Below are 12,026 nucleotides of genomic sequence, written 5' to 3'. Positions count from 1 at the left end.
CAGCCGGACCCCCGTCCCGGTCGCGGCCGCGCCGCTGTGAAGGTCTGTCACCCGCTGGTCAGCAGCCGCAGGAAGAGGCCGGGGCGCCGATGGTGAGGGTGGCGGGCGCCGCGCAGCAGCCACCACCGGTCGCCTCGGCGGCCTCGGGCTGGTCGAAGAGGCCCGCACCGCCGCAGACGCCGGTCTCGGGGAGGGTGAGCTCGACGCGCTCGGCGGCCTCCGTGTCGCCGGCGAGATGGGCCGCGATGGAGCGGACCTGCTCGTAGCCGGTCATGGCCAGGAAGGTCGGGGCGCGGCCGTACGACTTCATGCCGACGAGGTAGACGTCCTTCTCCGGGTGGGAGAGCTCGTTGACTCCGTGCGGGTAGACGGTGCCGCAGGAGTGCTGGTTGGGGTCGATCAGCGGGGCCAGCCCGGTCGGGGCCTGGAGGCGCTCGTCGAGGCCGAGGCGGAGCTCGTCGAGGAAGGTGAGGTCGGGGCGGAAGCCGGTGAGGACGACGACCTCGTCCACCGGGTCCAGGCGGCGGCCGTCCTCGGCGACGAGGACGAGCCGGTCGTCTGCCTTCTCCAGAGCGGTGGTGCGGAAGCCGGTGACGGCGTCGGCGTAGCCGTTGTCGACGGCGGCCTTGGCCGCCAGGCCGAGGGCGCCGCGGGCGGGCAGCTGGTCGGCTTCGCCGCCCCCGAAGGTGGAGCCGCTGATGCCGCGCCGCAGGATCCAGGTGGTGTGCGTACCCGCCCCGTCCTTCGCCAGGTCGGCGAGGTAGGCGAGCGCGGTGAACACGGAGGCACCGGAGCCGATGACCGCGGTTCGCCTGCCGGCGTACCGGGCGCGGACGGCCGGGTCCTGCAGGTCCGGGACGCGGTACGAGATCCGGTCGGCCGCGGAGCGCTCACCGAGGGCGGGCAAGCCGTCACCACCGATGGGGCCGGGGTTGGACCAGGTGCCGGAGGCGTCGATGACGGCGCGGGCGATCAGTCGCTCCTCGCTGCCGTCGGCGTGCGCGATGTGAACGGTGAAGGGCTGGGTCCCGCGGTCGGCGTCCACGACGCGGTCGCGACCGAGCCGGGAGACGCCGGTGACGCGGGCGCCGACGCGGACGCGCTGGCCCAGGACGGCGGCCAGCGGCTGCAGGTACCGCTCGGCCCAGTCGCCGCCGGTCGGGTAGGTGGTCTCCTCCGGCTTGACCCAGCCGGTGGGGGCCAGGAGCTTCTCCGCGGCCGGGTCGACGACTTCACCCCAGGTGGAGAACAGCCGTACGTGGCTCCAGTCCCGCAAGGCGCTGGCGACGACCGGTCCGGCCTCCAGGACCAAGGGCTCGATGCCCCGGTCGACGAGATGTGCGGCGGCGGCGAGGCCGATGGGGCCCGCTCCGATGACGACGACGGGCAGTTCGGTGTTGGCAGGCGCGTTCACGGTCGACTCCTCGGTGTTTAGACGTCTGTCGATGGCTTGCCGCAGCCAGCATGGCATTTGATTCGATGGGCGTCAACATAGACGTTGGTCGAATCAGGGGGCGTCGACGCCGCCGTAGGTGCAGGCAGAGCCGGACTGGCAACGGCATACGCCCTGGTCGGACGCGGGATGAAGCCGGTCGCCCTGGAAGCGTCCGATCGGCCGACGAGATCGTGGCCGCGGTGCGGCTGCGGCAGCCCGCCCCACCGAGCCGCTCTTCCTGGCCGGCCTCCGCGGCCCAGGTGGCACTGGCCGGCCGCAGCACCGTGAGGTTCGCTCCGCGGTGCATCCTGGGCCACGACATCCACTTCCGGCTCGCCCGGGCGTGGGCTTCGCCCCATCGGGCGCTTCCCGCGCCGGGCCGCCGCCGCTGCATCGCGACGGTCGCCGCACGGCCTCCAGCCTTCGTGGCCGGGACGCGCGTGGCTGCCTAGTTCGACATGTGTCAACATAGACGTATGTCGAACGTGAAGGCGTTGCCGCTGCTGGAGCCGGAAGACGTCGCGCCGTGCTGCCCGCCGCTCACCGAGCGCCCGCTGACCGCCGACGAGGCGGAGCGCACGGCCACGATGTTCAAGGCCTTGGGTGATCCCGTGCGCCTGCGACTCTTCTCCGCCGTGGCTTCGCACGAGGGAGGCGAGGCCTGTGTCTGCGACATCTCCGACGTGGGGGTCTCCCAGCCGACCGTCTCCCATCACTTGAAGAAGCTCAAGGAAGCCGGACTGCTCTCCTCCGAGCGCCGCGGCACGTGGGTGTACTACCGGGTCGAGCCGACGGTCCTCGCGGCCATGGCCCAGCTCCTGAGCCGCGCAGCCGGCGTGTAGGTCGCTGCCCGCGGTCGTTCAGTAGTGACGGGCAAGCTTCACCGCGGAAACGGCCCTGGCGGCGTTCTCGCGCAGGTGGCGCCGGCTCTGCCGCGCCGCCCGGCTCGGAGTCCGCGCGTTCGCTGGACCGCATGGGCGCCTTGGCCGGCAGTTGATTGGAGGCCGGCAGTTGATTGGAGGCCCGGTGGGAGCACTCCTGTGACGGGGCAGCCCGGCCAACTGCCGTCGGTCTGCTCGTGCGACCGTTCCGGTGGGGCGTCAACCAGGTCCGCCCAGCACGATCTTCCACACTCGGGTCGCCACCTGGAGGTTGAGCCGGTCCTCGACGTTCGCGAGGTCGTTTCCGCTGATGTCGCGGATGCGCTGGAGCCGGTAGCGCAGCGTGCTGCGGTGGATCGCGAGGGATGCTGCGGTCTCGTCGTAGTTGCCGCCGCAGTCGAAGTACCTGGACAGGGTCTCCACCATGGCCGCGTGGTGCCGGGAGTCGTAGTCGATGAGCTGCCCGAGCCAGTCGTGGACGAACGTCTCCAGTTCCCGGTAATCATTGCCCGGGCCCAGGATGCGGTAGAGGCCGAGCTCGTCGAAGAACGTCGTGCCGTGGCGTTCGCGGGAGTGGCGGCGCACGTCCAGGGCGCGTCGGGCCTCCTGGTAGCGGCGGGGGATGTCGGACGGGGAGTCGCACGAGGCGCTCACCCCGATCGCCCCGGACCGCGTCCCGGTCTCGTGAGCGACCGCCTCGTACAGCGCGCGGTCGTGCGGCCTCTTGTCGGCGATCAGGGCCACGTGGTCCGGACGTCGGGTCAGCAACGAGCGCATGCCCACCGCGGAGGCCGCCCGGCCCACTGTCTGCGCGAAGGAATCGTCCGTGGCCCGGTTCGACCACCGCACCACGACGACGTAGTGGCTGCGGTGCAGGTCGTGTCCGACGGCCTCGGACCGGGCGTAGGCGCTCGACTCGTCCGTCCCCGCCAGGAGGTCGTCGACCAGCTCGCGATGCAGCCTCAGCTCCACCTCGGCCAGATTGCGCAGGTGCGCCAGCTCCAGTGCGAGCGACGTGGCCGCGTATTCCAGCGCGAGCACGGTGTGCGCGTCCGCCTCGCCCCGGGCGTCGACCACGGCCAGCACGCCCAGGATCTCGCCGTGCGGGCGGACCAGGGTGATCAGCCGGTCCTTCATCCGCACCGGCCCGACCTCGCGGGCGACGGCGTGCAGCACTTCGGCCCGGCGCACGGGGTCCGGTTCCGGATAGGGGTCGGGGCGGCTCGGGCCGGTCCAGGACCGCAGCCGGCCGAAGCGGTCCTCGACCAGCGCGGGGAGTCCGGTGAGCCCGTGCAGGGCGCGGGTGACGGCTTCCTCGCCGCCGCCCGAGGCGGCGACATCGGCCATGAGCGCGTGCACGGCCCGCTGGTACCCCAGCTCGGCCACGACGGAGATCAGCTCCCCCTGGAGGACCGCGCGCTCCGCCCTCAGCCGGTGCAGCTCCAGCGCGTCCTCGCGTTGGCGGCGGTGCGCGAAGGCGACCGACAGAGCAGCGGCGGTGTCCCGGACGAGCGTGGCGAGCAGCGACCGCTCGGCCGCGGTGGGCCGGGAGCGGGACGTCACCACGAGGTAACCGTGGAGTCGCTCGGTCCCGCGCAGCCCCAGGGCCCGGCCCCGAAGCCTGCCCGGTACGGTCACGGGGCCGTCCCGCCCGCCCAGCTTCCGCACGCTCCGGTCCACCGCCGGGGCCTGGGCCTGACCCTTCCTCGGGCTGCGTACCAGGCCGCCGTCCACCTTGAGGTACCCGGCCTCGGCTTCGTATGGCCCTGCGGCGGCTATGTGGCCCATGGCCAGGCGCAGGATCTCGTTTTCGTCCAGGGTGCCGAACAGGGCACGGGAGAGCACCGTCAGTTCGTGGTCGGCCGGGGCCGCGTCGGGTGGGCGAGGCTCTTTCCGCTCGGCCGCGGGGGGCCGCCCGGCGCCGCCACCGGGAAGGCCGTCCTCCTCGGAGCAGCGGCGATACAGGTTGTGCGCCCGGCTGCCGGCCATGGGATCACTCCCCATCTCCGCGAGCCGGGTACCGGCTCGCGGGCCGGCTCATCTGAGACGTTCGGATTCTTCTCTCATACTCGCGGGGCGATCAGAACCGTGCATTTCTGACCCGCCAGGCGCAGGCCGTAGGCCACCTGGCTCGTCACCGTGGGAAGTGCCCGAGACCCTTGTGCGTATTGGCAGGAAGGACGGGGCGATGACTGAGCAGCACCGCAGGCCGGTTGCCTCGTACGAAGAGTACCGGGAAGCCGAACGCGCCGTCGATCATCTCTCTGACCAGGGGTTTCCCGTGGAGAGAGTGGCGATCATCGGCCAGGACGTGCGCCTCGTCGAGCAGGTGACCGGCCGGATGGACTACGGCAGGGCCGCCCTTCACGGAGCGGCGAGCGGTGCGCTGCCCGGCGCCCTGATCGGCTGGGTCTTCGGCCTTCTGAACTGGCTTGACCCCGTCGTGTCCGGCCTGCTCCTCGCCCTGTACGGGCTGATCTTCGGAGCGATCGTGGGCGCGCTGTTCGGCATGCTGCTGCACGCCCTGCAAGGCGGTCGCCGGGATTTCGCCTCTCTCCGCTCGATGCAGCCGAGCCGGTACGAGGTCGTCGTGGACGATGCGGTCGCGGACGAGGCCGTGCGGCTGATCGGAGGGATGCAGACCACCGACGGTGGTGGCACCCGTACCTGAACGAACGTGATCCGCAGAGTCGGCGCGGATCCCCGCACCCGGGAGGAGTTCCTCATGGCCAAGGCAGTGGGCATCGATCTGGGTACCACGAACTCGGTGATCGCCGTGTGGGAGGGCGGCGAGCCGTCCGTCGTGCCCAACAGCGAGGGCAACCGCACGACACCGTCCGTGGTGGCCTTCACCGACACCGGCGAGCGGCTGGTGGGGCAGTTGGCCCGGCGCCAGGCGATCCTCAACCCCAAGGGCACCATCTACTCGTCCAAGCGGTTCATCGGCCGGCACTTCGACGAGATCTCCGAGGAAGCCAGGGCGGTGGCGTACGACGTCGTCGAGGGTGACGGCGGGGCGGCCCGCTTCCGGGTGCGCGACAAGCTGTACGCCCCCGAGGAGATCAGCGCCCAGGTGCTGCGCAAGCTCGCCGACGACGCCTCCAAACAACTCGGGGAACGGGTGACGGAGGCGGTCATCACGGTGCCCGCCTACTTCAACGACGCTCAGCGCACCGCCACCAAGGACGCCGGACGGATCGCCGGGCTGGAGGTGCTGCGGATCATCAACGAGCCGACCGCGGCGGCCCTCGCCTACGGCATGGACAAGAAGCAGCACGAGACCGTCCTCGTCTTCGACCTGGGCGGCGGCACCTTCGACGTGAGCATCCTCGACGTCGGCGACGGCGTGGTGGAGGTGCGGTCCACCGCCGGCGACAGTCACCTGGGCGGCGACGACTTCGACCGGCGCCTGGTGGATCACCTCGCGGACGACTTCCAGAAGGAGAACGGCATCGATCTGCGCAAGGACCCGCAGGCGCTGCAACGCTTGTTCGAGGCGGCGGAGAAGGCCAAGACCGAGCTGAGTTCGGTGACGCAGACGCAGGTCAGCCTGCCGTTCATCACCGCAGACGCCTCGGGCCCCAAGCACCTCACCGACTCGATCATGCGGTCCACGTTCGAGCAGATCACCGGCGACCTGGTGGAGCGGTGCCTGGGACCGGTCCAGCAGGCCATGGCCGACGCCAAGGTCGGCGAGAGCGACATCGACGAGGTCATCCTCGTCGGCGGTTCCACCCGCATCCCCGCCGTACAGGCCCTCGTGCGCCGGCTGACCGGAGGCAAGGAACCCAACATGAGCGTCAACCCCGACGAGGTCGTGGCCCTCGGGGCCGCGATCCAGGCCGGGGTGCTCAAGGGCGAGGTCAAGGACGTCCTGCTGCTCGACGTCACACCGTTGTCGCTGGGCGTGGAGACGCGCGGCGGCGTGATGACGAAGATCATCGAACGGAACACCACCATCCCGGTGCGCCGCACCGAAACCTTCTCCACCGCCGAGGACAACCAGCCGGCCGTGGACGTGGTGGTCCTCCAGGGCGAGCGCGAGCGGGCCGCCGACAACCGGGTGCTCGGCCGGTTCCAGCTCACCGACATCCGGCCGGCGCCGCGGGGCGAACCGCAGATCGAGGTCACCTTCGACGTCGACGCCAACGGCATTCTCGAGGTGAAGGCCCGCGACCGGGACACCGGCAAGGAACAGGGCATCACCATCAGCGAGAGCTCCAATTTGGACCGCAGCGAGGTCGAACGCATGGTCCAGGAGGCCGATCGCAACCGGGGCCAGGACCAGGCGCTGCGCGAGGCCGTCGATGCCCGCAACGAGCTCGACGCCGTTGCGTACCAGGTCGAGAAGCGCCTCGCCGAACTGGGCGACGCCGCCCCCGCGCACGAGAAGGCACGCGCCGAGATGCTCGTGTCGGACGCCCGGGCGGCGGTCAAGGAGGAGGCAGGCGTGGAGCGGGTACGGCCGCTGACCTCCGAACTCCAGCAGGTGCTGGCAGGGCTGGTGGCGCATCAGGGCGGTGCCGCCACGGGCGGTCCCGGCGAGGACACCACCGGGGGCGGTGCGACCGGCGGCGGCGGTGACGACGACGTCATCGACGCCGAGTTCGACAAGGGCTGAGGAACCGCCATGCCGATCCATCCCAGGGAACCCGACCCGGCCGTGCCGGACCAGGCCGACCCGGCTCCGGAGGGCGCCGTACGCCCTCCCCGCGGGGATCTTCCGCCCGCGGGCCCGCCGGCCCGGCCGGGGTCCGCCACGGACCAGGAACCCGGCCCCGACGCGGCCGGCGGCCCCGCACCGTCCGAGGACGAGTACACGACGGCGATCCGGGAACTGGAGGACCGATGGCGGCGCGCGCTCGCCGACCTCGACAACCTCCGCAAGCGTCATGCCAGGGAACTGGAGCGCGAGCGGACGGTCGAGCGGTCCCGTACGGCCGCCGCCTTCCTGCCCGTCCTGGACAACCTCGAACTCGCCCTGGCCCATGCCGGAGCCGACTCCGGCGCGATCGTGGAGGGCGTACGGGCCGTACGCGACCAGGCGGTGAACGTCCTCGAACTGCTCGGCTACCCGCGGCACGCCGAGACCGGCGTCGCCTTCGACCCGGCCCGGCACGAGGTGGTCGCCGTCGTCCACGACCCCGAAGCCGCACCGGGCACCGTAGTCGAGGTGTTGCGCCCGGGCTACGGGCAAGGGGAACGGCAGCTCAGGCCCGCCGCCGTGACTGTCGCGAAGCGGGAGTGACCGGTCATGGCACGGGACTTCTACGAGGTGCTGGGCGTGTCGCGGACCGCGAGCCAGGACGAGATCCAGCAGGCGTACCGCAAGCTCGCCCGCAAGAGCCACCCCGACGTCAACAAGGATCCGGGGGCGGAGGAACGCTTCAAGGACCTCAACGAGGCGTACAGCGTCCTGTCGGACCCGAAGACCCGGGCCCGTTACGACCGCTTCGGCGAGGACTTCCGCAAGATCCCGGAAGACTATGACGAGCGGGTCGCGGCCGGAGCGGGCGGCGGCTTCCGTGCTCGGGGGACCGCGGGCGCGGGCGGTCCCCGCGCCCGGTACACCACCGGCTTCGGCGACGGCTTCGCAGCGGAGGACATCGACATCGAAGACCTGTTCGGCTCGTTCTTCGGAGCGGGCGCCGCCCGCGCCGGCGTACCGGGAGCCGACCAGGAGGCCGAGCTGCCGCTCACCGTCGAGGAGGCGTACCGGGGCGGCCGTCGCACCGTCACGCTCGCCGGTCCCACCGGCCAGCCGCGGCGGTACGAGGTCGACGTGCCGCCGGGCGTCACCGACGGACAGCGCATCCGGCTGGCGGGCGAGGGCGGCCGGGGCAGCGGTGACGCCCCCGGCGGCGATCTGTACCTGCGGGTGCGCGTCCAGCCCCACCCCCGGTTCCGGCTGGACGGCCGCGACGTGCACGTCCAGGTCCCGGTCGCCCCCTGGGAGGCGGCCCTCGGTGCGACCGTGCCGGTGCCCACCCCCGGCGGTGGCACGGCCAAGGTCACGGTGCCCGCGGGCTCGTCCAGCGGCCGGCGGCTGCGGCTGCGCGGCGAGGGCATGCCCAACCCGCGCGGCGCGAACGGCGACCTGTACGCCGAACTCCGCGTCATGGTGCCGCCCACCCTCGGCGACCGGGAGCGCGAGCTGTTCGAGGAGCTCGCCGCGACCTCCTCGTTCGACCCCAGGAGGACACGATGAACGACCGATCCGCGGGAGCGGCGGGCATCGGCCGGGGCGGTGCGGGCGACCGCGCGGTACGAACGGGCGCCGACGTCACCGCCTCGACGGTTGTCCGGTACGCGCTCGTGCCCGTCCCCCGGCTCTCCCTGGACGCCGTGGCCCGTCGCTCGGGCCTCCACCCCGAGCTGATCCGCCGGTTCGTCGCCCTCGGCCTGGTCGACGCCGAACGCGACGGCGCAGGACAGCTGGTGTTCGGCCCCGCCGCGCCGGCGGTCCTCGCCCGCATCCAGCGGCTGCGCTCCGGGCTCTGCCTCAACTACGCATCCATCGGCCTGGTGCTCGACCTGCTCGACCGCATCAGCCTGCTCGAAGCCGCCCTGCGCGGCCGCGGCACGAGGAGTGAAACACCCCCATGGACATGAACCGTCTCACCCAGAAGTCACAGGAAGCACTCCAGGAGGCACAGACCGCGGCCGGCCGCCTGGGCCAGACCGAGGTCGACGGGGAACACCTGCTGCTCGCACTTCTCGATCAGGAGGACGGTCTGATCCCGCGGTTGCTGCAACAGGCCGGCACCGAGCCGAAGGAAGTGCGCGCGGCCGTGCGGGAGGAACTCTCCCGCCGCCCGAAGACCACCGGACCCGGCACGGCACCCGGACAGGTCTTCGTCACCCAGCGCCTCGCCCGCCTGCTCGATACCGCCGAACGGGAGGCAAAACGCCTCAAGGACGAGTACGTGTCCGTGGAGCACCTCCTGCTCGCCCTGGCCGAGGAGGGCTCGACGACCGCCGCCGGGCGACTGCTGAAACAGGCCGGCATCACCAGGGATTCGTTCCTGAGCGCGCTCACCGGGGTCCGCGGCAACCAGCGCGTCACCTCCGCCAACCCCGAAGTGGCCTACGAGGCTCTGGAGAAGTACGGCCGCGATCTCGTCGCCGAGGCCAGGGACGGCAGTCTCGACCCGGTCATCGGCCGGGACGCCGAGATCCGCCGCGTCACCCAGATCCTCAGCCGCAAGTCGAAGAACAACCCGGTCCTCATCGGCGACCCGGGCGTCGGCAAGACCGCCATAGTCGAGGGTCTCGCCCAGCGCATCGTCCGCGGCGACGTGCCCGAAGGACTCCGCGACAGGACCGTGTTCGCCCTCGACATGGGCTCCCTGGTCGCCGGGGCCAAGTACCGCGGTGAGTTCGAGGAACGGCTCAAGGCCGTGCTCAGCGAGGTCAAGGCCGCCCGGGGGCGCATCCTGCTCTTCGTCGACGAACTGCACACCGTCGTCGGCGCGGGCGCCGCCGAAGGGGCCATGGACGCGGGCAACATGCTCAAGCCGATGCTCGCCCGCGGCGAACTCCACATGATCGGCGCCACCACCCTCGACGAGTACCGCATGCACATCGAGAAGGACGCCGCCCTCGAACGCCGCTTCCAGCAGGTCCTGGTCGACGAGCCGAGCGTGGAGGACACCATCTCCATCCTGCGCGGACTGCGCGAACGACTGGAGGTCTTCCACGGCGTGAAGATCCAGGACACCGCGCTGGTCTCCGCGGCGACCCTCAGCCACCGCTACATCACCGACCGGTTCCTCCCCGACAAGGCCATCGACCTCGTGGACGAGGCGTGCGCCCGGCTGCGTACCGAGATCGACTCGATGCCCGCCGAACTCGACGAGATCACCCGCCGCGTCACCCGCCTGGAGATCGAGGAGGCGGCCCTGTCCAAGGAGACCGACCCCGCCAGCAAGGCCCGCCTGGAGGAACTCCGAAGGGAACTGGCCGACCTGCGGGGTGAGGCCGACTCCAAACGCGCGCAGTGGGAGGCCGAACGGCAGGCCATCCGCCGGGTGCAGGAACTGCGCAAGGAACTGGAACAGGTCCGTCACGAAGCGGAGGAGGCCGAACGCGCGTACGACCTCAACCGTGCCGCCGAACTCCGCTACGGCCGCCTCCAGGACCTGGAACGCCGACTCGCCGCGGAGGAGGAGCAACTGGCATCCAAGCAAGGGCAGAACCGGCTGCTGCGCGAGGTCGTCACCGAGGAGGAGATCGCCGAGATCGTCGCCGCCTGGACCGGTGTCCCCGTCGCCCGCCTCCAGGAGGGTGAACGCGAGAAGCTGCTGCGCCTCGACGAGATCCTGCGCGAACGCGTCGTCGGCCAGGACGAGGCCGTCAGGCTCATCGCCGACGCCATCATCCGCGCCCGCTCCGGCATCCGCGACCCTCGCCGTCCCATCGGCTCGTTCATCTTCCTCGGCCCCACCGGCGTCGGAAAGACCGAGCTGGCCAAGACGCTCGCCCGGGCCCTGTTCGACTCCGAGGAGAACATGGTCCGCCTCGACATGAGCGAGTACCAGGAGCGGCACACCGTCAGCCGGCTCATGGGCGCACCGCCCGGATACGTCGGCTACGAGGAAGGCGGTCAGCTCACCGAGGCCGTACGCCGCAAGCCGTACTCGGTCGTGCTGTTCGACGAGATCGAGAAGGCGCACACCGACGTCTTCAACACCCTGCTGCAGATCCTCGATGACGGCCGCATCACCGATGCGCAGGGCCGCACCGTCGACTTCCGCAACACCGTGATCATCATGACGTCCAACATCGGCTCCGAGCACCTCCTCGACGGCGCCACCGCCGAAGGTGAGATCAAGCCCGACGCCCGCGCCCTGGTGATGGGCGAGCTGCGCGGGCACTTCCGCCCGGAGTTCCTCAACCGCGTCGACGACATCGTGCTGTTCAAACCGCTCGGCGAGCGGCAGATCGAGCGGATCGTGGAGCTGCAGTTCGACGAACTGCGGCAGCGGCTCGCCGAACGCCGCATCACCGTCGAACTCACCGACACCGCACGGGAGGTGATTGCCCACCAGGGCTACGACCCGGTGTACGGGGCCCGGCCGCTGCGGCGTTACATCTCCCACGAGGTCGAGACACTGGTGGGTCGGGCCCTGCTGCGCGGCGACGTCCAGGACGGCGCGACGGTCCGCGTCGACGCCGAGCACGGAGAACTGGTGGTCACCTACGACCGGCAGGAGGAGGCCGGGGAAGCGAGGGCGGCGTGAACACCACCCGCACGACCACGGTGGCCTGCCCGAACTGCGGGCGCGGCAACCGGATACCCGTGGCCGCAGCGGGCCGCCCCAGATGCGGCCACTGCAAACAGCCCCTGCCCTGGATCGTCGACGCGGGCGACGACGACTTCTCCGAGGTCGCCGACCGGGCCGGCACGCCGGTCGTCGTCGACCTCTGGGCCACCTGGTGCGGCCCCTGCCGCATGGTCAGCCCCGCTCTCGAACAGGTCGCCCGCGACCTCGCCGGACGGATCAAGCTCGTCAAGGTCGACGTCGACAAGAACCCCGGGCTCAGCCGGCGGTTCGAGGTGCAGGCGGTGCCGACCCTGCTCGTCATGGACCGGGGCGAAACGCTCGCCCGGCAGGCCGGCGCGGCACCCGCACACGTCCTGCGCTCGTGGGTCGAGCAGGCGATGGCGGGCCGGCGAACCGCCGCAGGAGGGTGAACACGGAAAGGAG

The 12,026-nt window shown here is 71.4% G+C and carries 10 protein-coding genes; 8 read left to right on the top strand and 2 right to left on the bottom strand.

Features of this window, described 5'->3' with window-relative positions:
* Positions 1-58: 58 nt before the first annotated feature.
* On the bottom strand, positions 59-1,414 hold the full coding sequence (locus ACWGH1_RS25175) for an NAD(P)-binding domain-containing protein (protein ID WP_453409016.1): 1,356 nt from the start codon (positions 1,412-1,414) through the stop codon (positions 59-61).
* Positions 1,415-1,911: 497 nt separating this feature from the next.
* Here ACWGH1_RS25175 and ACWGH1_RS25170 point away from each other — a divergent pair, with 497 nt between their 5' ends.
* On the top strand, positions 1,912-2,277 hold the full coding sequence (locus ACWGH1_RS25170; protein ID WP_453354975.1) for an ArsR/SmtB family transcription factor: 366 nt from the start codon (positions 1,912-1,914) through the stop codon (positions 2,275-2,277).
* 258 nt (positions 2,278-2,535) lie between these two features.
* Here the strand turns inward: ACWGH1_RS25170 and ACWGH1_RS25165 are convergent, their stop codons facing one another.
* Entirely contained in the window at positions 2,536-4,305 is a 1,770-nt protein-coding gene (locus ACWGH1_RS25165) for a PucR family transcriptional regulator (protein WP_453354974.1), read from the bottom strand.
* Between the two features lie 199 nt (positions 4,306-4,504).
* Here ACWGH1_RS25165 and ACWGH1_RS25160 point away from each other — a divergent pair, with 199 nt between their 5' ends.
* The 7 genes from ACWGH1_RS25160 to trxA are packed head-to-tail and all read left to right on the top strand — an operon-like array spanning position 4,505 to position 12,013.
* On the top strand, positions 4,505-4,987 hold the full coding sequence (locus ACWGH1_RS25160) for a general stress protein (protein WP_453354973.1): 483 nt from the start codon (positions 4,505-4,507) through the stop codon (positions 4,985-4,987).
* A 54-nt stretch (positions 4,988-5,041) separates the two neighbouring features.
* Positions 5,042-6,937: a molecular chaperone DnaK gene (gene dnaK / locus ACWGH1_RS25155; protein ID WP_453354972.1), complete on the top strand. Its 1,896-nt coding sequence runs from the start codon at positions 5,042-5,044 to the stop codon at positions 6,935-6,937.
* A gap of 9 nt (positions 6,938-6,946) precedes the next feature.
* On the top strand, positions 6,947-7,564 hold the full coding sequence (locus ACWGH1_RS25150; protein ID WP_453354971.1) for a nucleotide exchange factor GrpE: 618 nt from the start codon (positions 6,947-6,949) through the stop codon (positions 7,562-7,564).
* 6 nt (positions 7,565-7,570) lie between these two features.
* Entirely contained in the window at positions 7,571-8,524 is a 954-nt protein-coding gene (locus ACWGH1_RS25145) for a DnaJ C-terminal domain-containing protein (protein WP_453409015.1), read from the top strand.
* Positions 8,521-8,928 (top strand): chaperone modulator CbpM, encoded by a 408-nt coding sequence (locus ACWGH1_RS25140; protein ID WP_453352920.1) that lies wholly within the window; start codon positions 8,521-8,523, stop codon positions 8,926-8,928. Before ACWGH1_RS25145 ends, ACWGH1_RS25140 begins: the two co-directional genes overlap by 4 nt.
* Positions 8,919-11,558, top strand: coding sequence for an ATP-dependent chaperone ClpB (clpB, locus tag ACWGH1_RS25135; RefSeq protein ID WP_453352921.1), 2,640 nt, complete (start codon positions 8,919-8,921; stop codon positions 11,556-11,558). The genes ACWGH1_RS25140 and clpB overlap by 10 nt, the downstream gene beginning before the upstream one ends.
* Positions 11,555-12,013, top strand: coding sequence for a thioredoxin (trxA, locus tag ACWGH1_RS25130; RefSeq protein WP_453352922.1), 459 nt, complete (start codon positions 11,555-11,557; stop codon positions 12,011-12,013). The genes clpB and trxA overlap by 4 nt, the downstream gene beginning before the upstream one ends.
* Positions 12,014-12,026 lie beyond the last annotated feature (13 nt).

The organism is Streptomyces sp. NPDC054883 (assembly GCF_053610645.1).
This window is presented reverse-complemented; position numbering and strand designations above follow the sequence as displayed.

Bases quoted from the DNA above. Each gene is read 5' to 3' on its own strand.
- ACWGH1_RS25170 (WP_453354975.1), top strand. From the start codon at position 1,912: ATGTCGAACGTGAAGGCGTTGCCGCTGCTGGAGCCGGAAGACGTCGCG.
- ACWGH1_RS25165 (WP_453354974.1), bottom strand. From the start codon at position 4,305: ATGGCCGGCAGCCGGGCGCACAACCTGTATCGCCGCTGCTCCGAGGAG.
- ACWGH1_RS25160 (WP_453354973.1), top strand. From the start codon at position 4,505: ATGACTGAGCAGCACCGCAGGCCGGTTGCCTCGTACGAAGAGTACCGG.
- dnaK (WP_453354972.1), top strand. From the start codon at position 5,042: ATGGCCAAGGCAGTGGGCATCGATCTGGGTACCACGAACTCGGTGATC.
- ACWGH1_RS25150 (WP_453354971.1), top strand. From the start codon at position 6,947: ATGCCGATCCATCCCAGGGAACCCGACCCGGCCGTGCCGGACCAGGCC.
- ACWGH1_RS25145 (WP_453409015.1), top strand. From the start codon at position 7,571: ATGGCACGGGACTTCTACGAGGTGCTGGGCGTGTCGCGGACCGCGAGC.
- ACWGH1_RS25140 (WP_453352920.1), top strand. From the start codon at position 8,521: ATGAACGACCGATCCGCGGGAGCGGCGGGCATCGGCCGGGGCGGTGCG.
- clpB (WP_453352921.1), top strand. From the start codon at position 8,919: ATGGACATGAACCGTCTCACCCAGAAGTCACAGGAAGCACTCCAGGAG.